Below are 24,332 nucleotides of genomic sequence, written 5' to 3' on the forward strand. Positions count from 1 at the left end.
CATTCAGACATGGTTAGTGTTTCTTGTCATTCATCACAATATAGTGTGGTGAACGTGCACGCGGGTGCAGGAAGAAGTGACCTTTTGGTGCGTTCTTACTGTTGATTGGCTCCAGAGTGACGCCGGTATTCGCTTTGCCTTTACGATCATGAACAGCATAGAGAATAAAGGGCAGGGCAAGTACCACCAGGAAACTAACGACCAGTAATTCAACATACATATCGGTAGAGTCACCCTGGATATTATCCGGCGGCAGGAAGGAAACAATAAACGCCATAATTGAAGTCAGCAGACCGACAATAGCCACGACCAGTTTCACCCCTTTACCACCAGGGATATTAAATGTGCGTTTTAAGTCAGGATGTTTAAGAACCAACACAATGTAGCCAATAAACAGCATGAAATAAGCACACAGATAAATCACCACCGTCAGCGCCAGTGCGATCAGGAAGGACATGTTGTTACCGCCACCGGTATTGGTGAGGATGATCAACGCGATAGAAGTAATCACCAGCTGCGAAATGACCAGCGTTACCGGTACGCCATTTTTGTTCATTTTAGCGAATGCCGCTGGCAGCAGGTTTTTCTGCGCTGTGACATACATCCCGCGAGAAGGACCAACAATCCAGGAGGCGATTTCCGCCAGAACACCCAGCAACAGCAGTGCGGAGATCACGCGAACCGTCCACTCAATTTCCGGTGCCACATGAGACATCAGAACGGTAAAGGTTTGCATTACCCCTGCGGAGAGGTTGATTTCATTACCCGGAATGACCATCGCAATAGACAAACCACCAACAGAGCTTAAGCAGATTGCCGCCACCATCAGCAGTAACATAGCCAGTGGATAGTCGCGCCCTGGGTTGCTCATTTCATTGACGTGGGTTGCGGATGCTTCTACGCCCATATAACTCAAAATGAAGGCAACAAATACAACCAGGGTGCCCACTTTAGAGAAGTCAGGGAAGAAGGTCTTCGAATCCATTTCGATAGCAACGGGGGCACCGGAGTGCAGATAAATAGCCGCTAATGCAATCAAAATAAATGCAGGTAACAGGATACCGGCGAAGAAGCCAACTTTAGCAATTCGCGCCGTGTATTTCGTGCCACCAAACTGCGTTAATGCCAGCGCCCAAAGAATGATGAGTGCTGCAATAGTTTTGGTAATGGGGTCTTCATTCAGCGCTGGCCATTTCAGAATGTAGGAGAGTGCCCCTAACACGAAATAGAGCATCGGAATAAAACCAATGGCGATTTGCAGATAGCCAAATGAGATCGCTGCAAATCCCCATCTCGGCCCCAGAGTATTTGATACCCAGGCGAAGACACCACCTTCTTCCCAGCCGTCGACGGTGGCCATTTCCGCAGCACAAAGTCCCACGGGAATAAACCATAAAATCCCGCCTAATAGCAGGAAGAAGACTAATGAAAAGCCCGATGTTGCGAAGGTAGGGTATTCATAAACAGCCATTACCATCGATGCCGTTATGGCAAAAAAGCCGAGTAATGTGAGCTGCTTAGCTTTACCTGTCTGTACTGATGTAGCCATATTATCCCCCTAAAACGGTATTCCTGTCGGAACCGCACCTGTTTTGTTCTGAAGCGTATTCAGAACAATATTTTCCGTTGCTAATGCCAGTGAACAGACTTTGGAAATTGTCCCGAAACGGGTTCGTTTCGGGACACCGTTACCGTTAAACGTTATCAGGTATGTTTAAAGCTGTTCTGTTGGGCAATACCCTGCAGTTTCGGGTGATCGCTGAGATATTTCAGGGAGGCTTTGTAGTCTTCCAGCAACAGTTCAGCAAAGTCCATTTCGAAGCCGCGACGACACATAATGCGCATCACCACGATGTCGGTGGCTTCACCGCCGAGAGTGAAGGCCGGAACCTGCCAGCCGCGCAGACGCAGACGTTCAGAGAGGTCGTACAGGGTGTATCCCGGATCTTCACCATCTTTCAGTTTGAAGCAAACCGCCGGGATGCCTTCGTCCGGACGACCCGTACAGATGAACTCATACGGCCCCAGTTTGGCGATTTCATCCGCCAGATAGGCAGCGACCTGGTAGGAAGCATTCTGTACTTTGGTATAGCCTTCACGACCAAGGCGCAGGAATTCATAGTACTGTGCAATCACCTGACCTGCCGGGCGGGAGAAGTTGATGGCGAAAGTACCAATCTGGCCACCCAGGTAGTCAACGTTGAACACCAGTTCCTGCGGCAGCGCTTCTTCGTCACGCCAGATAACCCAGCCGCAGCCCAGCGGAGCCAGACCGAATTTATGGCCTGAAGCACTGATCGATTTCACACGCGGCAGGCGGAAGTCCCAGACGATATCCGGGGCGACGAACGGTGCCAGAAAGCCACCGCTGGCGGCGTCGATGTGCATGTCGATGTCGATACCGGTGTCGGCCTGGAATTTATCCAGCGCATCGTGCAGCGGTTGCGGGAACTCATAGTTACCGGTGTAGGTCACGCCGAAAGTCGGCACCACGCCGATGGTGTTTTCGTCGCAGGCTTCAATCATGCGTTTCGGGTCCATAAACAACTGACCGGGGCGCATAGGGATCTCACGCAGCTCCACATCCCAGTAGCGGGCGAATTTATGCCAGCAGATTTGCACCGGACCGCACACCAGGTTTGGTTTATCCGTTGGTTTGCCTGCAGCTTCCATACGCTTGCGCCAACGCCATTTCATCGCCATCCCGCCGAGCATACAGGCCTCGGAAGAACCAATGGTGTTGGTGCCAACGGCCTGACCATTTTTCGGCGCAGGCGCATGCCACAGATCGGCAACCATATTTACGCAACGCAGGTCGATGGCTGCGGATTGCGGATATTCTTCTTTGTCGATCCAGTTTTTGTTAATGGATAAATCCATCAACTTGTGGACGTTTTCGTCGTCCCAGGTCTGGCAGAAAGTGGCCAGGTTCTGACGAGCGTTGCCATCAAGATATAATTCGTCATTGATAATCTGAAATGCGACATCGTCGCGCATTTCGTGCAGCGGAAAACGTTTTGATTCTGCGATAGTGGAAATAGACTTCGCACCAAAACGTGAATCGAGTAGTTCCGACCTTAAATCCGTTACTTGCTTCTTATCCATTTTAAACTCCTTAAAATGATTGGATCGCATTAAAAAAGTAGGATTTATCGATAAAGTAAGCAAGTGCAAAGGACTCGTGTTTAAATAACAAAATCCTAATGTTATTTATCGTGAGATATTGTTGGAATAATATTTTTTCATTAAAAAACAATGCAATAGAGAGTTCTTGGGTGGTGGCAAGGTGTTTTATGCTGTTATTTTTATGCGCTTTCTGTGCCTCCTGAATTATCACGTAAAAATCAGACCTTAAAATATCACTATTAGTACTTGGTTATTATTTTGAACGCATTTATAAAATTATTACATAAAAATAGCGAATATTGCTAAAATCCCCGCCAACGATGTGTTGACGGGGCTGTTATTATTTTGGCAATAATACTCCAGTATAAGTATTTACCGGATGAGAAAGATATTGTTTAACGGCAGTGTTAACATTCTCTACCGTCATTTGTTTCAACAATTGCTCCTGCTCAGTCCATGCTGCAGGATCGTCATATTGAATAAGACTATTTACAATGGTGTTCGCTAATTGTTGAACGCTACGCTGTTGGATATCGAGGCTGCGCTGAACGTTTTGCTGGTATTCATTCAGTTCTTGCTCACTGATCCCTTTAGCCAGACGCTTAACCATCACTTCATTCGCTAACGTTAACAGTTCATCATGTCGTTCTGGTTGACAAGTAAAAGCCAGCAAATGACTGATATCTTTGGCCTGAGGATCAACCGAGAGGCGAGAAGAAACGCTGTATGCTCCAGATGCCTGTTCACGAATATTAACGCGTAGATCTTTTGCCAGTGCGACGTTAAAAGCATCGAGCGCCATACGCGTCTCCAGATTTACAGGTGTCCGGGAATCATAACGCTTCCACTGTGAAACCTGTGCCACAGGTTCATTTTGTTCCTTTACAGTAACCGATGCGTTGTCCGTCGCGCGAGTTAATGGTTTACCTGAGGCTAATGGCGAATCAGAGTGTTTGATTGATCCTAAGTAACGCGTAATTAACGCCACGAGTTTGTCTTCTGCGACATTACCGACAATGACAAACGTGATATCCGCTGGAGATGAAAACAACTGGCGATCGGCAGCCAGCGCATCTGCGGCAGTAAACTGTGCAATCTGATTTTCTTGCAGTAATTTCGTGCGGTCATCAGCATAGAGCGTCTCATACATCTGCTGGGCGAATTTCTCCGCTGGACGCTGGTCAAGCGTTTTCAACGCCTGAATTTGAGCATTTTGTAGCGATGCCCAAATATTGTCGTTAATCGTGCTATGGGTGATTCGCTGGTTAATCAACTGAAAACCAGGTTCAGGGTTATTAGTCCGCGCGCTAACGGAGAGCAACGTATTCATGCCACTGACTTTACTGCTCATGGTTACCGAGTTTTCCGCACTCCAGCGTTTCAGGCTGGAAGAGGAGAGTTCGCCAACGCCGCTTCCGCTAACTGCTTTATTTGCCAGCGCGATAAGTGATTTTTGCTGCGCAGGGAAACTTAAATCGCCTTTATTCGATACGGCAATAATTTGTAGCTTTTGCTCTTCACCCGCGGATTTTGCCAGAATAACCCTGGCACCATTGGAAAGTGTTAATGATGTCAGATTCTCAGCCAGCGTTTCTTTGCTGCTAATTTCCGCCTGTGGGTCAGCGTCTACTGTTAACGATAAATTTCTGCCTGGGAAGATGTAAGCCGCCAGCTTTTTGTTGGCGTACTCTTTTTCCAGCGCCAGGATAGCCGCAGGAGACAATGCTTTTTTGGCGGCAAGCTCATTGTTTACCATTTGCTCCCAAAATGCGTCCTGGTTCTTTCTTAACTGCTGCCATTTTTCCGCCAGACTTTGCACGGTAATTTGCTGCCACAGACGTTTCGAAAGTTGATATGTCTCTTCCGGCGACAAGAACGGCGTATTATTTAATGAGCTGGATGCCAGGCGACTGGTCAGCATACGTAAATCACGTTCAGCTTGCTGATCAACCGCATTTTTCAGCCAGGTGAGGCGGGTAGATTTGACATCATCGAGTTCTTCAGCAGAAAAACCATGCTGATCAATGGTTGCCAACTCTGCCATTAATGCATTCGCAGCATCCTGCATATTATCGCCTCGTGCATTTACACGGAAAAACAGCGACTGATAATCGGGTGCAATTTTAACGCTGCGCGCAGTGCCGCCAGAAATAGTCTTCAACTCGCCCGACTGTATGCGTTCCTGCAGACGTTGATTGAACAGCTGAACTAACATGCTCCATTCAGCTTGTTCGATAAAGCTTTGCTCATCGTTCACTTGTACCATTGGCAGGCGATAATAGAGTGCGATGCCGTTCACCCGGTTTTCTTTATCATTAATGATATTAAAGCGCAGGTGATTTTCGGCTTTTGTCGGCCAGACGCGATTTTCAGCTGCTTTGTTAGCTGGAAGCTTACTTAAATTATCCTTTATCAGCGCCAGCGCTTCTTTACTGTCGATATCGCCGACCACGATAAAGGTCATATTATTTGGTTGATACCAGCGTTGATAAAATTGGCGCAATTGTGCCGGTGTGACCGTGGCGACAGTATCCATCAGGCCGATAGGTTCACGGTCTAAATTACGGGTATTAGCCAGCAAGAAAGGGCGGCGCGCCTGAGAGGTGCGCCATTTCGCATCCTGATGGGCACGCCATTCCTCAGTAATTACGCCACGTTCAGCGTCTACTTCGAGTTTTTCAAAGGTTGCGGCATTACTCCATTCACTGAAGATTGCCATCACTTGTTGCAGATTTTGTTTCTGCGTAGTTGGCAAACTCACCTGATACACCGTTTCGTCATAGCTGGTATAGGCATTAACATCGCGACCAAAACGCAGGCCCATTGACTCAAATGTTTCGATGACTTTATTACCCGGCCATGTTTTTGTGCCGTTAAACATCATATGTTCTACAAAATGAGCCACGCCGCGCTCATTGTCTTCTTCCTGCAATGAACCGGTATGAATTTGCAGCCATAAATTTACCTGCTCCTTTGGTTGAGCATGCGGATAAATCATATATCGCAAGCCATTGTCCAGTTGTCCGGTAATTAACTTTTCATCCTGCGGTAAGGCGGCGGCAATCAGCCGCCAGGGGAGCAACAGAGTTGCCACTAACGTCAGTAAGAAACAGAGGTTTCTCATAATTATCTCCATGCAAAAACCGGGCGAATTTACCCGGTTAAGTAAAATCCGAACTATTAAAATTTCATGCTGACATCAAGCCAGAAAGTACGGCCACTGGCGTAGGTCGCCACACCGGTATTCGTTGTATCAACAGCGGTTTTGCTATCCAGTACATTGAGAATATCGGCACTGATCGTCAGGTTTTGTTGTTTCAGAAATTGTGGCGTCCAGGACAAGCGGGTGTCCCAGGTCAGGCTGCTATCCAGTTTTTCGTCAACATACTGCTTGTAATCTGAATATTCGCTGATGTATTGCGCATTTGTCTTACCCAGGATAATGCGAGCTTTACGCGCTTCTTGCCAGGCCAGCGTATTCGCCCACACCAACCCGCTCGGTTGATGCGTGAAATCCATGTTTAAGGAGATCTTTAATGGGTTATTAAAATCTGCCACTGGAACGCTATCGTAAGAGACAAGATTACCGTTATAAACCACCTGGTTATCACCGGTATTGCTCTCCTCATAACCATTGTTTAACGACAAGTTGCCCTTGCTCTTGATATAGCTAAAGACAATTTGTGGGTTAATATCTACCTGGCGGATATGCAGGGGTTCGGCCAGCTCAAAACTGAGGTTGAACGAATGCGTTTTGGTTTTGCCATCGTTGTTATATTCAGTAATGGTGGTTTTAGTCGCGCTGTCGGTACGACTGCTTTTGCTGATTTGATCATGCGCTTCACGGTAAACATAGTTTGCACGCGCAATAACGTTCTTACCGATTTTCTGCTGCAATCCCATTGCCAGTTCATCGTTATAAGGCGTTTTCAAATCCTGATAACGCGTCAGGGTTTTATTGCCTGATACCGATTCCGTCCAGCTATTGCGGATATCACGTAATCCCATATCAAGAATATTCCCACCATAGTAACGGTTATAACCTGCGGTAATCATTGAGGTTTGATCAGCAAAAATATCCCATTCCGTCATAAAGCGCGGGGAGATATTGTGGTTTGACAGATAGTTGTCATAGTCATACCGCACGCCGGGCATTAATGACACATTACGCCAGCTAATGCGATCCGCCATATACAGTGTGTAGTTGTCAATTCCCAGGCTGCCTTTACCTTTATGGTAAATGGTATGGTTAGTTTTCTTTCCGGCAGCATTAATCACATAGGATTCAGACTGGTTATGGCGTTCAGTCCATGCATCGGAATAGATGTATTCCGCGCCGAAGTAGGGTTGATGCGAAACATTACCCACGGCGAATTTTTGCCAGTCCAGGCGTGTTTTGAAGGTGTAATTATCTACAGCCTGGGAAATGTGTCCTAATCCGCCACGGGTGCAACGCCCTGTAATATCACCATATGTACATGAAAGTTCGGTGTACCAGGTGTCATGATCGTGACGGGTATAATCACTAATATGATCCCAACCAACGGTGGTACGAAGTTTGGCCCATGCGAGCTGCGTATCCATATCCCATGCCAGACCATAGGATTTATTACCCATTTCGCGATCAGACTGCGGGAAGGTGCTGGTATTATAATCACGGCTGGAGCCGGTATATTTTAAGGTTAAATCGTGGGTAAAGCGGTCGCTGGCAAACCAGGTAAATTTGCTCAATGCAGTATCGATAACGTTTTTATACTGTGCCCGACCGGCGACAATGCCGTCATTCGAAACATAATCCGCGCGGGTGATATCAGACTGGCGGCGCGATAAACCGGCGGTAACGCCAAAGTTATCAGCGAGTTCCTGATTAAACGACAAGGTATAAAAGTTCTTTTTAAAATCTGGAGAGTAATAAGTACTTCCTGAAGAACCTTGATTAAATGCGCTCTTGTTATTCTCATCGATATGCGATGTTAACCAGTCCGAACGCGTAGTGCGGTAACCCAGTTTCACGCTGCTATCATCAGCGTTGAAGCGTTTGATCTTTGCATCAATTACCCCGCCATTGAAGCGACCGAATTCAACCGGCACAAAACTGTCATAAAGCGTCACATTGTCCAGTAAGCTGACATCAAGATAATACCCCTGTGACATTCCGCTAATATTGGTTGCACTACTGGCATCGGACTCATTCGCTGGGTTCAGGTTATTAGTGGCACTAATACCATCAATCAAATAGGCATTCTGGTAGGGCGACGCACCGTGAATAGAGATTTTCTCCGGGCGAATATCTCCCTGGTTCAACGAGGTACTTTGCGTTGAATCCATGCGTACCGCAGGGTTGGTTCTCAGCAGATCGCTGATATTGCCATTCCCGGTCGGTAAACGCTCGATGCTTTCACTGGTGTAATGCGTGTTGCCGTTTACGGGTACAGGGACAGGAGCATAGACCGTCATCTCTTCAAAAAAATGCATGTACATGTTTTTGTCATCGACGGCCTGCGCCACATCAGCGCCACATAAAATGACGCCAGGAATAAGAACTCGCTTCATTTATTTATATCTCCGTACAGCAGGGCTTTTATTGTTTTTATAAAACCGCGCTAATGTCACAAATATCATCGGCCAGGTTCCAGACACCGGGTTGATGTGTAACCATAATGACGCCGCTTGTGGGTAGTTTTTCACGCACTAAACGCAGTAAGCGGATAGCCTCTTGTTCCTCAAGATGAGAGGTAGTTTCGTCAAGAAATATCCATTTCGGACGTCGTAAAATTAATCGTGCCAGGGCGATACGTTGTTTTTCGCCGCTGGAAAGAATATCTCCCCAGCGATCGTGGTCATGAATACGCGCAGCCAATTTCCCCAGACCAACCTGATGCAGTATTTCGCTCAACGATTTATCGTCTACGGGCAGAGGAAGTGCTTTACAAATAATCTCTTTCAGTAAGCCGGTTTTGATTAACGGTGTTTGTGACACATACCAACTGTCGGCAGGAGAAGAAATATCACCTTTAAACCACGGCCAGCAGTGGGATAATGTTTTAAGCAGTGTGGTTTTTCCCGCACCAGAGTAACCTTTCAGTAATAGCCATTTGCCTGGCGAAACATGAAAGTTCAGGTTCTCTAATATGATCTTATTATCAGGAGTACGAATACTCGCGTCAGCCACTTGTACCGCATGTTGGCAATTTTTAGGCTTATTCGTAGGGCGCTGTTCAGTGAGTTGATGGAACTCATACAAGCGATCGATAACCGCAGCCAGTTCAGCAAGTTCGTCATATTTATAAATAAACCAGCTTAAATTGTTCGATACCAGCATAAATGCCTGGCGCGATTTCATCAGTCCGCCCAGATTGATCTGCCCGCTAATAAACTGCGGCAATAACAGAAAGTACGGAAGAACGCTAAGCGAACGCGAATAAATATTCTGCCAGTAATCAAGCCACCGCTGACGATTCATTAAACGATGCCAGTTCACTTTAATGGTATGAAAATTGTCGCTCAACTCCTGGCGTTGTAGAGACTCAGCATTGCTTAGCGCAATCAGTTCAGCCTGCTTATTATGCTGCACAAGATTTGTTCGAAATGTCGCTTCGCTACGTTGTTTTTCCACATTAAGCGGACGAATACGTTTACCCACCTTATGGGTAAATAAAGTTCCACCGATCACAATGAGCACGACGGTATAGACCATATACCCCTGGATATTCCATTCTGTTCCACCAACAGTGAATGAGAGCGTACCCGCGCTTTGCCAAAGAATAACGGTGAAGGTGATCAGCATGCTAAGTGACTGGATGAAGCCAAATGAAAGACTGAGCGTTTTGCTGATCAGTAAGAGAATGTCTTCAGCGATACGTTGGTCAGGGTTATCTGTATTTTTATGCTCGCCGTAGATCTGCGTGAAGTAGTAGTTTTTATCTGCAAACCACCGATTAAGGTAGTAATCTGTTAACCATTCGCGCCAGCGAATAGTCAGCAGTTTAATTAACCATGTTTTGTTTACGGATATTAATACAAAGATCCCCAGCAGGGCAGGGAACCAAAGGACAAGCTGCCAAAGCTTATCGGTTTCTTTCTGGCTTAGCGCATTGAAAAAATCATTATTCCAGTCGTTTAACCAGACCTGAATTTTAACCACGCCAAGGATCATGGCGAGGATAATAATGATTAACAACACTGAAGTTTTATTATTCTTACGCAGCCAAAAGGGCTTCAGCAGACAGAGATACTTTGCTATCAACATACAAAACGTAATGGGAATGGTTATCATTAGCGAAAATTGATTGTGCCATCCAATGATTATCTATGGCAATGATTTACTGATGAAATTTATTTAAGTATCATTTAACAATATGAAATATATAGAAATTTTTAATTTTCAGTGGTTATGGTTATGCTATTGATAATCAAGGGTATTGCTAATGCCCTGACGCATACCACGTATGCCAGGATTTTCGCAAGGGAAGATGATGATGACGACACACCCGACAGGAATTTATGTCGGGTGCTTTGTTAAGGTCATAAGACGGAGGCTAAGACTGGAGCTAAGAGGGCGTGTTATTAATTATTCTCCATTTGTTTTGCAACATCCATAATGTGATAAAGCGGTACTCTGTTCTTAGCTAACTCTACCATGGCGTTCATATAAGGTACCATGGTTGAAAAAAGGATTTTATAACCTTCGCAAAAATAAGAAACAGTCTCATTGTTTACTTTAGTAATACGATGCTTAGGACAACCGCCATTGCAGATAGGTTTATATGCACATTTCAGACATTTCGCTGAAATCCGTTTTTTTTGCGCTGTCAGTTGTACACTGTTCATCGTTTTGAGTTCAGATTTATTAATGTTTCCAATTTTGTACTGTGGATAGACAAAATGGTCGCATTCGTAAATGTCTCCATTACTTTCAACAACCAGATTATCCTTGCAGGACTCCTGGAAAATACAACTGGTATGCCCATTCCCCAAAAAACGGCTGACAAAGCTTTCAAACTGACGGATGAAAATTTCACCCACATCGTTTTTAACCCATTGCATAAAAATGGTTGACATAAACTTGCCATAAGCCGTGGGAGGCACAGAAAAATCAATGATACGGAATGTGTTCTCACTATGACCACTGAAATCAATATTCGGCGTCCCGGTTTCGAGTAATTCGATAAATTGCATATGTTTACTGCCGATAGATTTTAAAAAATGATAAACCTCAAGAGGGTAATGGACATTAACGTTATTAATGACGGTTAACGTATTAAACTCTACTTGATATGATTTCAGACGCTCGATGGCTGCTATCACTTTTGCAAAAGTACCGTTACCTGAATTACTGCGTCTGTAACGGTCATGTAGCTCCTGGGGTCCATCGATCGAGATACCAACCAGAAACTCATGTTCTTTGAGAAAGGCACACCATTCATTATTCAATAAAATGCCATTCGTTTGTAATGCATTAAAAATACGTTTTTGGCCTGCATAGCGTTGTTGATAGTGAATAACTTTACGGAAAAAATCCAGGCCAGCCAGAGTGGGTTCACCGCCTTGCCAGGTAAAATAGACCTGATTGCCAGACGCTGCGATATATTGTTTGATGAACTCTTTCAGAGTGCTGTCATCCATCCATTTTTCATGAGTAAACTGCGACTCTTTTTCAAGGTAAAAACAGTAATCACATTTGAGATTACATTGAAAACTGGAGGGCTTGGCTGTAACGTGCATCGCTATCTCGCTCAATAAGGCGGCGGAAAATTCCGCCGCATGAAGGTTTAGTTATTTCGCTTCGCTTAGTGCTTTCTTGATATTGTTAAACTTCTCCTGATTTACCTCGCTAAGCGGTGGCTGGCTGCTGTCGATAAACTCTCTTACCACGCCTTGCATCTCTTTAACGACCTGCGGATTGGCGGCGGCAAGGTTATCTTTTTGCTGTAGATCCGTCAGTTTGTATAGACCTAACTGATTGTTTTCTACTGTATAGACAAGCGAATAATCGTTATTTCTCACCGTATAAGAGAATTGGCTTAAGTCCTCAGTGTTGGGGTTATGCGGGTAATCGTCTGACTGATGACGGACAAATTTGTGGTAATTATCCCAGAATGGAATATTTTCCTCATCAAACCAGTGAGAATAAGAGGTTATCCAGGTCAGATTTTTATGTGGCTCGCCTTGTTTCTTATCTTGCAACCAGGGCAGCAAGGAAACGCCATCCAGCTTAAGGTCTTTTGGAATGCTGATATCGGCTGCATCAAGAGCTGTCGGGTAGAAATCCATTGCGGAAATCAGCTTGTCATAATTACCGGGTTGAAGTTTTCCTTTCCACCACATAAACATTGGGGTGTGAGTACCGCCAGGATAGGTCTGACTCTTATAGCCTTTTTGCGCCCCGTTCAGCGGCAGAGGACCATCGATAACCGCACCATTATCGGAGGTAAAGAGAATAATTGTATTGTCATACTGTCCGTTTTTCTTCAGTTGTTCGAGAATGCGTTTTACACCCTGATCAACAGAATAAACGGAAGCGTAGTAGTTATCTGCCGTTTGACTACCGGTATTAAATTGCTTCTGATATTGATCCGGTGCAGGATTATCATTTGGCAGGTGCGGAGCATTATAAGCCAGGTAAAGCATAAAAGGCTGGTCAAGTGTTTTGGCACGATCAACAACGCCAATTGCCTCATCGGTTAACTGATCGCTGATATAACCTTTTGCGGGGACACGTTCACGATTTTTGAACAGTGAAGGGGAGTTGTAATATGCCGTTCCTGCAGCGTGGAATCCCATAAAGTAATCAAAGCCACGGTTTTGCGGTTGCCATTCTTCCGCAGAAAATGTGGTGAAGTTGTCATGATAGTCACGTGTTTGTTTATCTTCCGGTACCGGCACATTACTGATTTTTGACAAGTGCCATTTACCTACTGCTGCAGTGTAATAACCATGATTCTGGAATAATTCAGGCAAGAAAGTTTCTGTTAGCGGAATACCATCCTGAGCATCGGTATTGGAATAGACACCAAAGCGGGCGGGAGCTCGACCGGTCATTATTGCGGCGCGGGAGGGGCCGGAAACACCGTGTGCCACATAGCCGTTAGTAAAACGTACGCCTTCATCCATTAATGAAAGGAGCGTCGGCGTTGATTTTTGTGCAGCTTCAATGGCTTTATCTATCCCTATTTTGTAGGTATCGACAACTTCACGATTTTCCATTGTTTTTGGGTCAAAAGATCCCTTATCAAAAGGAAGTTGTCCATAACCAAGATCATCCATGGTCAGTACGATAATATTTGGCTTTCCTTTGGTACTGTATTCTGTCGGCGTAAAGTCTGAGAAAGCAACGTTTGTTTTGGTTGCTTTCAGCTTTACATCATCTGCCGCATGAGCAGCAAATGCAGCCATACCAGATGCCAGTATCAAAGATATCGAGGTACTTACGACACTTTTCTTTAATGCAGACTTCATAAATGTTCCTCTTCTTATTGTACTTAATTCCAAAGTAATTTTACGAAGAGAAATAAGTGGATGTAAGTGAAGTTAGTCACATAAAGAGATAGCAGATTTAGCTAAAAAAAGGGAAATAACAGTCCATAAAGCGTTGACATTACTTTCTGTTCTACTAAGTAATTTCTCGCCGATAAACAACTAATCTATTGATATTTAATAAATTATTGTATTTTACTGACAAAATGCCGAATTGAGATCATAAATAATCATGCAACAGGTTATGCAAATGCATAAATATGTGATGAATGTCACTTATTTATTTCAATAAATATATCGCCTAAAAACAACGCGGGGCAGGGAATGGCTGCCCCATTTAATTCTTACGTAGCGTGTGTGGTTGACTACTCGTTAGCAAATAATCAAATAGCTAAAGCATTCATCGTGTTGCCCGTGTTCATACCCGTGTGCCTTTGACAACGATACTCCTTAGAAACTCTCTTCGGACTGTTGCCGAAATGTTTGCGGAACGCATAAATAAAATAAGATGTACTGGCATAACCACATTGTTCGGCAATTTTATTGACTGAACCTTCTACGCGTATCAAATTTTTTGCGTGCTGCATTCTGGCATCTAATAGAATCTGTGAGAATGTCGTTTGCTCTTGCTTTAGTTTTTTCTTCAACAGGCTTTCACTGATGTACAGGCAGTCACAAATATCTTTCAGCTTCCATGGGTGCGCCAGCTTCATGTTGACAATATTTCTCACTTTCCCGGAAACGGATAGCACACCGTTAGTTAATAGTGTAATGAAACCTTTGCATGCGGCAAATATAGACAGGCAAGAAAAAAGCAAAAGTTCTGAAAAATTATGATGATTGCGTTCTTCCGAGTTGAGATAAGCAATCATTTCATTAAGCAATCCAGTCGGTACATTTGAAGCACGTAAAAACTTCGCAGGAACAGGCACCGTCACTGTCTGGATGTTAGTGCATTGTAGATATTTTTTAATGGTATTTTCATTAAATCCGATTTCTTTAAAATGCCGCTCATAAGGTTCAAAATGCGTACGAACAGCGTTATCTACCATCAGGATCTCGCCGTCAGAGAAGGCGTAATCTTTATCTAAAATGTTAGCGTTGAAGGCATGATGAATAAATATAACAGAACAAACGAGCGACATTTTATCTCCTTAAAACAATAAAGTTTTTATCGATACTTTTTTAACATTTCATATTTATAATTTGCTGTTTATTTTCAGTCTTGCAAACTATTGATAATGAAATGTGTAAGATCTCTTGCAATGCGACCCATTTCTGAAATGCCCAGCTGATCAATTGCCGAAAAAATGGCTATCAACGTAAGGGTCAGTAATAAGACAACCACAATTACAGACATGATTTCTTTATAGTTGTCTCTTTGCGTGATTTTGTTTTTCACTGTGGTCGCATGCATTTCAAATATGTTTATTTAGCGGATAACGTTAAAAATCGTTAATCAGTATGCTTAATATAACAGGCTGGAGAAAAGAGGAAATAGGACTGGTGCTTCAGTACTGAGCGGAGTTTCTTACAGCTGTAGGCAGAAGTTTATATCTTATAGTATGTAGTTTAATTTAATCCATGTGAGCAAATTGCGCGATAATAGTCAATGAGGAATTCTTCTGCTGTGCGGATGACAGCAGAAGAAATGAGAAGGGGCATTAATTTGATGGTTCTAATTCAACCGGAATACTTTTATAGCCAGGAATGCCACTTAATGGATCGTGGTTATCAAGTGTTAGCATGTGATTCGATTCTGGAAAATAGGTCACCAGCGAGCGGTCAGCCATAGGGTAAATGACCACTTTTAATCTATCCATGCGGCGTGAGCTGCGCTTACCGTCTGGCGTAAGCGCAATAAGATTAACTCTTTCGCCGTTTTTTACACGGCAAATTTTAGCTTGTTTAGCACTCATAAAGACCACATCTCGTTGACCGAATACCCCTCGATAGCGATCATCCATACCATAAATCGTCGTGTTGTACTGATCGTGGCTGCGTACTGTCGCCATGACCAGCTTACTGTTAAACGCTGAAGAGGGATCTTCTAACAGCCCTTTGCTGGTAATGAAATTAGCCTTACCTGACGGCGTCATCCAGCGCCTTTCAGCAGCGGCATTTATCAGGTGAAAACCACCGGGATGGCGGATGCGCTGGTTATAGTCGGCGAACTCTGGCAGCACAGCTTCAATGTCGTTGCGAATGCGATCATAATCTTCCACCAGATACTCCCAGGCTACCACGCTCTGGGGTAGTGCTGCCTGTGCGATTCCCGCGACCACTGCACACTCTGATTTCAGCATTACACCGGCGGGTTTTAACACGCCACGCGAGGCATGAATCATCGACATTGAATCCTCAACGGTTACCGCCTGCGCACCGTTTTTTTGCATGTCAATCTCGCTACGCCCCAGAACCGGCAGAATATAGCTATGCCGTGCGGTCAGCAGATGAGAGCGGTTAAGCTTAGTGGCTACGTGTACCGCCAAATCTAATTGCGTTAGCGGTACAGCGCTCGCTTCCCGATCTGGCATTGCCAGTGCAAAGTTGCCCCCCATGCAGATCAATGCTCGAGCCTGCCCTGTACATATTGCTTGCATGCTGGCAATTGCAGCATGTCCAGGTGCTTGAGGTGGTGTGAAGCCATAGCGCTCACCCAGGCGAGCCAGAAACTCTGCAGACGGTTTCTCGGTGATACCGACGGTTCGGTCGCCCTGTACATTAGAGTGACCTCGTAGTGGGCAGATACCCGCACCAGGCTTGCCAATGTTACCTTTCATCAACAGCAGATTGACCAGTTGCTGTACATTCTGGGTACCATGTTCGTGCTGAGTGATCCCCATTCCGTAACAGATAATGGTGCGTTCGGCAGCGGCATATGCATCAGCCAGTTCGGCGATTTGAGTCTGACTTAGTCCAGAAATACGTTCGATATCTTTCCACTCGGAATTGAGAACGTCACGGCGTAGCTCGTCAAAGCCGACGGTATGCGTTTGTATAAATTCGTCATCCAGCAATGAGGGCCGACCTGCGGCGCTTGCAGCATCATCGCGCTCAATTAACAGGCGCATCATCCCCTTGAGCAACGCCATATCGCCACCAATGCGCACGTTATAGTAGGCACTGGCCAACTGAGTCTCAGAGTTCGTCAGCATTTCAAACGGGTTTTGCGGTGCGGTAAATCGCTCCAGGCCACGTTCCTGTAGAGGATTGATGGCGATCATTTTCGCTCCCCGTTTCACTAAAGCGCGCAACGAAGTCAACATGCGAGGGTGGTTTGTACCAGGGTTATGCCCAATGCAAATGACTAAATCGCATTTCTCAAAGTCTTCCAGCAACACGGTCCCTTTACCTACACCGATACTCGCTGCCAAACCCACGCTTGTCGGTTCATGGCACATGTTGGAGCAGTCGGGAAAGTTATTGCTCCCGTATTCACGGGCAAAAAGCTGATAAAGAAAGGCAGCTTCATTGGAAGTGCGGCCCGAAGTATAGAATTCAACCTGATTGGGATCACTATAGCTTTGAAGGCGTTCGCCAATTTCGTCGAAAGCTTGTTGCCAGCTTAATGGCTTGTAACAGTCGCTGACGGCATCATATTTCAAAGGCTGAGTGAGACGCCCCGCAGCCTCAAGCTCGTGGTCTCCCCAGGTAAGTAATGATTGAACCGTATTCTCAGCAAAGAAAGAGGCATTTACCTGCTTATCCGTGACTTCCCAGGCGATTGCTTTTGCGCCGTTTTCACAAATGTCGAATGACGCACTGTGCTTAGGATCTGGCCATGCACAACCCGGACAGTCAAAGCCCTCTGGCTTATTCATGTCAAACATGGCGATAACATCCTGGCGTATATCCATCTGCTTACGTACTGCATTCGCTACGGATTTAACAGCACCCCAACCACCGGCAGCACCCTGGTAGGATTCAATTTTTTTCTTCATCTACTTATCCTGTGTGGAAATGAATTATTAGGATTTGTAATAGCGATGATGCACAGTACATACAAAGGGATTATCGCCAACATGGATATATAAGAGTAGGGGACTACTCTCTTTCTATTTTTAATCTATTATCGTTAAACAATAGATTAAATACGATAAGGTAAGCATCATCTCTCATAGTGTTTAAATTAACATATTTTTTAATATAAAAAATAAGACTCTGGCTTCAATTGTGCGCGGATTTTCTTACAGGTGTAGGATAATAGCTTTCACAAAATAATTATCCGCGCAATTTTCGTGAATGGAGCGCATAGACTAAGGTCAAAATCACAATTATTCATAGATAAAAGTGACACCAATGACTGACTGGACGGTTCCGGCTGAAACTTTGTTCCCTGTTTGTCCATAGGTTGCGCTTAAACCCAGAGGTACTTTGCTTTTATTTACTGTCCCCAAGGAGACATTTTCTCCCGTAGCCAGTATTTTTCCATTACGCATCAGAGAGACACCCACTCCCGATGCTTTTGTTGCATCTGGTGCTGTGTTAGCAAACACTTGTCGGGCACTGTCAGTGGTGGCACCCGAAAGATAAAATGAGAGCTTTTGTTCACTTGAGCAATATACGCCAAGGGGGATTTCTGCGCTTCCAGGAAAGTCCGGGAGATTCACGGTGACATTACGACTATCAACAGTGCAGCCGCCTGTTGGCATAACAACACTGTTATTTGAAATAATATTCCACGTAAAATTACGCGGATTTCCGCTTCCTAACGTGGCAATTTTATACATATGAATACGGGCAATAACTTCCCCGGCTTTTATGACAACTCCACCGGCCGCCCCGACTGGGGTAATATAGAGTTTTAACGGTAATGGCATCGGTGTCTTATCACCAATATCCAATACGTTGGTATTTGTCGTCAACGGGAAGGGGTAGGTCACATTATTCCAGTACAGCGATCCTTTATATGACTGTAGAGAGCCTGCGAAAGCTGAGCCTTGTACCAGGTTTATATGATCAGTGTCGTACCAGCCGCCGTAATCATTCCAGCAACTTATATGCTGAGACAAGTCTACAACCAGATTCTGGCCCGGCTGTATTACAGGGTCGAGATTAACATAAACAGAGGTTGTACCAGCTCCAATACTTGACCCGCCATCGACATTACAACTGAAGGCAAAAACTTTGCCTGCCATTAATAGAAGATAAATACCGAACAGGACCTTTATACTGATTGTTTTACCCATGATATATCCTAAGGTTAAAAAATTGATTTAAAAAGAAGGCTAAGAAAATCGAATCGACGTTATTGCCAGGTGTAGATCACATTGATTAGCGCCTCGATCGTTCCCTGGCTTGCGTTTCCATTCACCGTGATAGCTCTTGCCTTAAGTGGAAACTGTGCATTACGAGTGATCTCATCAACAATAACCGTTTTGCTATCGCCATTTTTTAACGCAGCATCCTGGTCATCCCTCAGCTCTATCTGAATATTTTCGGCAGTACCTTCATTTTTGTAATAACCCGTATTGTCAGTTGAACCTGTCACGATTGCCGTCACTGCACTTGTTTCAACCGGACAATCGGTTAATGACAAAGTAATATTGTGCCAGCCAGATGCAGAACCAGGTTGTTGCAGATTGCGCGTATAAAGATCCCCGAGATTAACGTTAGCTTCTTTGGTTTGAATAGTGCAGGGTTTAGCGACTACCCGACCATTAACAGTGATAGTGACATCGGCGGCCTGGAGAGTTGCTGTGAATAACGCGCAAAACGTAGCTAACAGGAACCTCTTGTGAAGTCTTTTCATATCTGACTCTGATTATTGAAATTCAAGGGTAAAGGTTGCCGAAGCCCTCACCAGTCCCGGATTGACGGACTTCTGAGTTGACTTCAGACGAGCGGAGTAAGGCAAAATATTGTTCTGTTCTGGTACCAGTGGGATCCACTGCATCCCGGCATGAAGGTCATTCAGTTTCACCGGACGCATATTTCCGTCCAGTATTTCTATACCTAAACCGGAGGCCGTATTGCTTCCCTCATCCAGTTTCAACAGAGTATTATTTTCTGCATCCTCAATACCGTTAAATGCAACCCGAACCCCCGTTGTCCCTTTGCTGCATTCACTTAACGTAATCTGAAAAGGGACGGCTGGACTTGTGCTACCGGTCGTTGGAAATTGTCTGGCACTGTTTTTTTGGAGATCTACGGTAAAATTAAGCGAATCCGATGAGACTGTGCAGCCATAATCGAGGACGCGCCCGCTAATTTTAATAACGCTATCTGCGGATAAAGCAGAATAGGTGGTTAACCCCAGACATAAACCGAGGAAAATAACGTTATTGTATTTCATAATCTATTGTTCCTTAGCGACAGATTGCTGTCTGCTGGTTCAGCAAGGTTCCAGGAGAGACTTCAGGAAGCTTGTACTCGACAATACAGTTTGAGTTTTTATCTTTGCCCCATGAAACCTGTAATTTCCCTGACTGTGGAAGTCCAGTCAGATAAACCTGACCGTTTTCTGCGACAATGCTGCCATTTTTATTCTCTCCGTGTGTGACAATTGCACCGAATGGAACGCTCTTATTACCGTACTTCAACGTCATTAATACTTTCCCGCCGATTTGTGCATTAAATGTTGCTCTGGCAATAGCACCGTGAGTTGGGATGACAGTGACTACGGTTTCATCCAGTTCAACATTATCTGCAAGGGAATTCGCGTTAAGAGCGACACGATTTTCTCTATATTCTGTCGCAAATGGTAATATTGCATAGCCACGCCAGTCGGTATGAATTCCGGTCTGGTTCTCTATTTTGACATTATCAGCGCCAGGAGCCTTAACCAGAACCATTGTGTCGCCCAGCGGCTGTCCAAAGGTGATGCCATCAGCATGAGCAATAATCCCACCACTCATTCCGTAATAAATCTGGCTGCTGTCACCACTCCGACTGTAACCGACATTCGTATTACCGTAAGTTCCACGATAATTAAGAGAACTGTAACCACTGGTGCCAGACGATGTATTACCCCCTTGGGTGTTACCGACCTGAACGCTATAATTCAGGTTATTATCCGGCAGCAGAGTGCCATAAACCCCTGATAGGTTGGTCATGCCGCCTTTCAAATCGTTTGACATACTGTAACTGGCATTTGAATTACGAAATGCCGACTGACTGTCTGTACGCATCCAATGACTAAAGGGAACATTAAGCGTAAAAGCGAGTAAATGATCCCGATCGTTTTGCCATATATTATTGGAATAGCTGTAATTCAGCGAAGTCGTAATATCACCAAACGGCACATTTAATCCAAATGATATTTGCTGGTCGCTGCGTGACGTGTTCCAGTAACTTTGGCGACTGGCACTGAAAAATGTCGTACCGTAATTTTCAAGCTGCTGAGAGATGCTTATTTGTTCCTGACCACGCTTACTGTAGAACAGATTAAAATAATCAATAAATTGTGTCTGCTCATTGCTGTCTCCGGTAGGAGGCTTGACGGTGTAACCACTCATTCGACTGTAGGCACTGTCGGATAAGTTATAAAAACCTTGCGTAGAATAGCGATATCCTGCGACCTGGATATTGGTTCCTGTCTGGTAGAAGGATTTGCTGTAGACGGATTTAACCGATTGCCCGCTGTGACGGGTGCCATCTGCAAGTGTCGTATTGGCCTGCGTGATATCGAAAGAAAAGGCACCAAAAAGTCCTAAATCTTTACCAATGCCAAGGTTGAAGGCCTGATAATCTTCTGCAATTTGCATTCCGCCATAAGGTGTCCAGTTTCCTTCCAGTCCATGCATCAAGCTACCTTGTATGAACTTGGGGGAGCTTTGCAGGTTATTTCCACTACGATATTCCCCCATGGCAAGCGCATAACGCGTATATCCAGCACGTTGGAGAACCGGAACAGACGAATAAGGAACATATAATGTCTGAATACTGCCGTCTGCCTCTTTTATGGTTACTTGCAGATCACCACCATTGGCCGCAGAGTTGATATCATCAATAGTAAAAGGGCCGGGTGGAACAGTAGTCTGATAAACATCGTATCCGTTCTGTTTTACACTCACTTGTGCGGTGCCACGGGCAATACCATGAATCACCGGAGCGAAACCATGTTGGCTATCGGGCAACATCGCTTCTGTTGAATTTATTTTGAGGCCACGAAAGTTCACACTATCAAAAATATCGCCATCGGTATAACTATCACCTACCGTTAACCGTGAGCGTAACGGAATAATGTCACGTTCAGCCGACGTATTGATATGCTGCCATTTATTGCTGTCAGATGAATTGCTACTCCCACTGTTATAACTCCACGTTGAGTTATCGCGCAGTCGCCAACTACCAATGTTGATGCCACTCTGTAAATTCAAATATGCATAGTTGGATTTTCCTGCATTATGGTTACTACGATTATTAATAGAATTACCATTAAAACTATAGTTTAGAAGCCCTGCATCTATTCCTTCTTCCCACAGATCAGGAGAAACATAGCCGCGAGCCATTCTGCCAACATAAATTTGCGGAACGGAGAGTGACAAATGTTGCTGACCAACATCAAACTCAGTTGATGCGTCAGCCAAACGATCCTGAAGTGGTGTGCATTCGCTGTTGTCCGGCACATGTTTTTCTGCCGAATGTTCCTTATTGTCCAATAACGCAGATTTTTTTATGCCAAGACTGACAAGAAGATCTGTACTCAGGCATGGGATGAGATCTGCGTTATTATCATCTGCAATAAAAGTAATATCCCGACTAGTCATAAATTCGTCGTTCAAATAAATGTCGACCAGATATGTACCAGGTGGTGCCTCGCGTCCCTTAGTAAAGGCGGATAAATCGACAGATTCAGCAAGATCATTGCTTAAAAACCGTGGATTAAAATAATACTCTGCGTCAACGGGAAATACCGCAGTTGCTAAGCTAAGGGCAATGGTAAGCCGTGCAAAGCGAGGCAGTAGTAACACCTGATGCATACGATATGCCTTAAATGCGGCACGAAAGGCTGTCATTATTAATTCCGATTGAGTTTATTATTAATTAGGTCACTGGCTTACTGCATGGTTGCCTTAATACGCGGAGTTAATGCACCGTAATCATTGATCGTCTGAAAACTGATATCCCCGGTGGCAGCATGCGGGATATCCACCGATACTTCATCTTTTGGCGGCACCATGGTGTTTGGGAGATTGCTATTTCCTGCTTTCATATTTGTTACGGTAATGAAGTAGGGCGTTGGATTAATAAGAGTGAGTTTGCTACCGCTGCGACGAAACCGAAGCATTGCAGGCGCTTCTTCAGGTGCCATTGCCAGGTTCGTGGGGCGATAAAACATTTTTATGCGGCTAATAATTGCCAGCTGTAATGTATTCTCATTCTTCTGGTCTTTTTCCATAGCAGGAATAGCTTTAACATTCACCCAGAACAGGCTTTCACGGTCGCCTGGTAACTGATGATTAGTGGCGTTGATTATCCGCAGCGTATTCTCTTTTTTACCTTGCATGGAAAAAAGCGGTGGGGTAATGACAAACTGGGTGTCTTTTTGGTCACCTGCATTTTCTATCCATGACTGAATGAGATAGACACTGGCAGGATCATTATTCGTGACAGGCAATAAAACCTGTTTCTGGTTTGCCGGATAAATTACCCGAGTCGCACCCAGTGCGACAGCTGCGTTGGCAACGGTGCTATGGCAAGCAAAGAGCAATAAAAGTAACACTGTCGCCATAAAGGAAATAGAGTAGGGGGTACGCGTAGTTTGCATCTGATGCATTCTCCATGTGTTAAGAGGATAAGCGGGAAAACCGTTACATCAGACAATCGGTAAATGTTGCTAATACATTGGCGAGTCGCCGGGTTTCCAGACTTAATGCGTTTGTAATAAATGTTGGTTCTCTTTTAATAGGAAAACCTTGCTACAAAGTAAATATTTTAAATAACAGTAAGTTTAACTACTGTTGTTTATTGATAGTTTAGATATTATGTGATTTTTCATAGCGCTCCAAATACAAACTACTCCTCATTAATAATGAGATTCACATTGGTGAATTGCTCGGGTGTGCGTAGCCATGCCACACACACCCTGTTTCAATTTCAGATGACGTATAGCCACCTTAAGATTGAATTATAGATATTGAACTTTGAAGGTCGCATCTGCGTTTGCAGTACCAGCTACGGACTGCCCGAGTGCAATATAACGAGCCTGGAACGGCAGTATATTCGTGCCATCAATCAAGTCAGTTTTAGCGCTAAAAGTGGCACCATCAAGTATTAATACCTCACCCGTACGGTCCAAAATTTGGATACCGACATTTTGGGCAGAGCCTGCCGCTGAACTCTGCAGCGCTAACGTATCGTCATTACTGGTGACAGTAGTACCCAGGAATGCAACAGCTGCATTACTGGAAACATTGGTATCACAATCATTCAGCTTGATATTGAAGCCAACGGCGGAGCTGAGGTCACCCGCTTTAGCCAGGCGAGAAGAACGAACCTGACCCAGCTCAACCGTTTGGTTCATTGATTCTGAATCAATCGCACAAGCGGCATTTACCACTTCACCTTTAAAATGAATAACACCGCCATTAACAGTGGTCGTTACTGATTCATCACCCTCGGCTGCGCTTACCGCAGCAGACGACATCGCCAACACAGAAACGACAATCATACCAACATGTTTGAGTTTCATAATTCTCCAAAATTTATATTTAAGTAGCTGAATAAAGAGAGTTAACAATTAAGTCATTCTGTTATTGCTTATAAAACAAGAATCATTCTTG

17 protein-coding genes are annotated in these 24,332 nt (G+C 44.6%); 1 reads left to right on the forward strand and 16 read right to left on the reverse strand.

Annotation, left to right across the window (positions count from 1 at the left end):
- Positions 1-13: 13 nt before the first annotated feature.
- The 5 genes from gadC to HUZ68_RS11315 all read right to left on the reverse strand — a co-directional run bounded on the left by gadC (position 14) and on the right by HUZ68_RS11315 (position 10,402).
- Positions 14-1,549 carry an acid resistance gamma-aminobutyrate antiporter GadC gene (gadC, locus tag HUZ68_RS11295; RefSeq protein ID WP_000246018.1) on the reverse strand — a complete coding sequence of 512 codons (1,536 nt, stop codon included), beginning with the start codon at positions 1,547-1,549 and terminating at the stop codon, positions 14-16.
- A gap of 155 nt (positions 1,550-1,704) precedes the next feature.
- Positions 1,705-3,105 (reverse strand): glutamate decarboxylase, encoded by a 1,401-nt coding sequence (gad, locus tag HUZ68_RS11300; RefSeq protein ID WP_000358930.1) that lies wholly within the window; start codon positions 3,103-3,105, stop codon positions 1,705-1,707.
- Between the two features lie 361 nt (positions 3,106-3,466).
- On the reverse strand, positions 3,467-6,250 hold the full coding sequence (locus HUZ68_RS11305; RefSeq protein WP_239594204.1) for a M16 family metallopeptidase: 2,784 nt from the start codon (positions 6,248-6,250) through the stop codon (positions 3,467-3,469).
- Between the two features lie 56 nt (positions 6,251-6,306).
- Positions 6,307-8,679 carry a TonB-dependent receptor plug domain-containing protein gene (locus tag HUZ68_RS11310; RefSeq protein ID WP_151673447.1) on the reverse strand — a complete coding sequence of 791 codons (2,373 nt, stop codon included), beginning with the start codon at positions 8,677-8,679 and terminating at the stop codon, positions 6,307-6,309.
- A gap of 37 nt (positions 8,680-8,716) precedes the next feature.
- Positions 8,717-10,402 carry an ABC transporter ATP-binding protein/permease gene (locus tag HUZ68_RS11315; protein ID WP_151673445.1) on the reverse strand — a complete coding sequence of 562 codons (1,686 nt, stop codon included), beginning with the start codon at positions 10,400-10,402 and terminating at the stop codon, positions 8,717-8,719.
- A 202-nt stretch (positions 10,403-10,604) separates the two neighbouring features.
- Here HUZ68_RS11315 and HUZ68_RS11320 point away from each other — a divergent pair, with 202 nt between their 5' ends.
- Positions 10,605-10,727 (forward strand): hypothetical protein, encoded by a 123-nt coding sequence (locus HUZ68_RS11320; protein WP_122633168.1) that lies wholly within the window; start codon positions 10,605-10,607, stop codon positions 10,725-10,727.
- Here HUZ68_RS11320 and HUZ68_RS11325 read toward each other — a convergent pair.
- The 11 genes from HUZ68_RS11325 to fimA form a co-directional block, all read right to left on the reverse strand.
- The gene (locus HUZ68_RS11325) at positions 10,693-11,850 is read right to left on the reverse strand and encodes an anaerobic sulfatase maturase (protein ID WP_001295683.1); all 1,158 of its coding nucleotides are present in this window, start codon (positions 11,848-11,850) and stop codon (positions 10,693-10,695) included. The two genes, HUZ68_RS11320 and HUZ68_RS11325, sit on opposite strands and share 35 nt — an antisense overlap.
- A 51-nt stretch (positions 11,851-11,901) precedes the next feature.
- Positions 11,902-13,584, reverse strand: coding sequence for a sulfatase-like hydrolase/transferase (locus tag HUZ68_RS11330; protein ID WP_001295684.1), 1,683 nt, complete (start codon positions 13,582-13,584; stop codon positions 11,902-11,904).
- Positions 13,585-13,985: 401 nt separating this feature from the next.
- Positions 13,986-14,747, reverse strand: a complete 762-nt coding sequence (ydeO, locus tag HUZ68_RS11335; protein WP_001556574.1) for an acid stress response transcriptional regulator YdeO — start codon at positions 14,745-14,747, stop codon at positions 13,986-13,988.
- A gap of 74 nt (positions 14,748-14,821) precedes the next feature.
- Complete coding sequence (gene safA / locus HUZ68_RS11340; RefSeq protein WP_000543389.1) at positions 14,822-15,019, reverse strand: two-component system connector SafA; 198 nt, start codon at positions 15,017-15,019, stop codon at positions 14,822-14,824.
- A gap of 247 nt (positions 15,020-15,266) precedes the next feature.
- The gene (gene ydeP, locus HUZ68_RS11345; RefSeq protein ID WP_164476536.1) at positions 15,267-17,546 is read right to left on the reverse strand and encodes an acid resistance putative oxidoreductase YdeP; all 2,280 of its coding nucleotides are present in this window, start codon (positions 17,544-17,546) and stop codon (positions 15,267-15,269) included.
- Between the two features lie 333 nt (positions 17,547-17,879).
- Positions 17,880-18,794: a fimbrial protein gene (locus tag HUZ68_RS11350; protein ID WP_000520683.1), complete on the reverse strand. Its 915-nt coding sequence runs from the start codon at positions 18,792-18,794 to the stop codon at positions 17,880-17,882.
- Positions 18,795-18,853: 59 nt separating this feature from the next.
- Positions 18,854-19,357, reverse strand: a complete 504-nt coding sequence (fimG, locus tag HUZ68_RS11355; protein ID WP_000825452.1) for a type 1 fimbrial minor subunit FimG — start codon at positions 19,355-19,357, stop codon at positions 18,854-18,856.
- A gap of 12 nt (positions 19,358-19,369) precedes the next feature.
- On the reverse strand, positions 19,370-19,900 hold the full coding sequence (fimF, locus tag HUZ68_RS11360; protein ID WP_000876784.1) for a type 1 fimbrial adaptor subunit FimF: 531 nt from the start codon (positions 19,898-19,900) through the stop codon (positions 19,370-19,372).
- Between the two features lie 13 nt (positions 19,901-19,913).
- Entirely contained in the window at positions 19,914-22,565 is a 2,652-nt protein-coding gene (locus HUZ68_RS11365; protein ID WP_239594206.1) for a fimbria/pilus outer membrane usher protein, read from the reverse strand.
- A 41-nt stretch (positions 22,566-22,606) separates the two neighbouring features.
- Positions 22,607-23,317, reverse strand: a complete 711-nt coding sequence (locus HUZ68_RS11370; RefSeq protein WP_001383189.1) for a fimbria/pilus periplasmic chaperone — start codon at positions 23,315-23,317, stop codon at positions 22,607-22,609.
- 360 nt (positions 23,318-23,677) lie between these two features.
- The gene (gene fimA / locus HUZ68_RS11375) at positions 23,678-24,241 is read right to left on the reverse strand and encodes a type 1 fimbrial major subunit FimA (protein WP_001296758.1); all 564 of its coding nucleotides are present in this window, start codon (positions 24,239-24,241) and stop codon (positions 23,678-23,680) included.
- Positions 24,242-24,332 lie beyond the last annotated feature (91 nt).

It is taken from the genome of Shigella dysenteriae, assembly GCF_022354085.1.
GTDB lineage: Bacteria > Pseudomonadota > Gammaproteobacteria > Enterobacterales > Enterobacteriaceae > Escherichia > Escherichia coli.

Bases quoted from the DNA above. Each gene is read 5' to 3' on its own strand.
- gadC (WP_000246018.1), bottom strand. From the start codon at position 1,549: ATGGCTACATCAGTACAGACAGGTAAAGCTAAGCAGCTCACATTACTC.
- gad (WP_000358930.1), bottom strand. From the start codon at position 3,105: ATGGATAAGAAGCAAGTAACGGATTTAAGGTCGGAACTACTCGATTCA.
- HUZ68_RS11305 (WP_239594204.1), bottom strand. From the start codon at position 6,250: ATGAGAAACCTCTGTTTCTTACTGACGTTAGTGGCAACTCTGTTGCTC.
- HUZ68_RS11310 (WP_151673447.1), bottom strand. From the start codon at position 8,679: ATGAAGCGAGTTCTTATTCCTGGCGTCATTTTATGTGGCGCTGATGTG.
- HUZ68_RS11315 (WP_151673445.1), bottom strand. From the start codon at position 10,402: ATGATAACCATTCCCATTACGTTTTGTATGTTGATAGCAAAGTATCTC.
- HUZ68_RS11320 (WP_122633168.1), top strand. From the start codon at position 10,605: ATGACGACACACCCGACAGGAATTTATGTCGGGTGCTTTGTTAAGGTC.
- HUZ68_RS11325 (WP_001295683.1), bottom strand. From the start codon at position 11,850: ATGCACGTTACAGCCAAGCCCTCCAGTTTTCAATGTAATCTCAAATGT.
- HUZ68_RS11330 (WP_001295684.1), bottom strand. From the start codon at position 13,584: ATGAAGTCTGCATTAAAGAAAAGTGTCGTAAGTACCTCGATATCTTTG.
- ydeO (WP_001556574.1), bottom strand. From the start codon at position 14,747: ATGTCGCTCGTTTGTTCTGTTATATTTATTCATCATGCCTTCAACGCT.
- safA (WP_000543389.1), bottom strand. From the start codon at position 15,019: ATGCATGCGACCACAGTGAAAAACAAAATCACGCAAAGAGACAACTAT.
- ydeP (WP_164476536.1), bottom strand. From the start codon at position 17,546: ATGAAGAAAAAAATTGAATCCTACCAGGGTGCTGCCGGTGGTTGGGGT.
- HUZ68_RS11350 (WP_000520683.1), bottom strand. From the start codon at position 18,794: ATGGGTAAAACAATCAGTATAAAGGTCCTGTTCGGTATTTATCTTCTA.
- fimG (WP_000825452.1), bottom strand. From the start codon at position 19,357: ATGAAAAGACTTCACAAGAGGTTCCTGTTAGCTACGTTTTGCGCGTTA.
- fimF (WP_000876784.1), bottom strand. From the start codon at position 19,900: ATGAAATACAATAACGTTATTTTCCTCGGTTTATGTCTGGGGTTAACC.
- HUZ68_RS11365 (WP_239594206.1), bottom strand. From the start codon at position 22,565: ATGACAGCCTTTCGTGCCGCATTTAAGGCATATCGTATGCATCAGGTG.
- HUZ68_RS11370 (WP_001383189.1), bottom strand. From the start codon at position 23,317: ATGCAAACTACGCGTACCCCCTACTCTATTTCCTTTATGGCGACAGTG.
- fimA (WP_001296758.1), bottom strand. From the start codon at position 24,241: ATGAAACTCAAACATGTTGGTATGATTGTCGTTTCTGTGTTGGCGATG.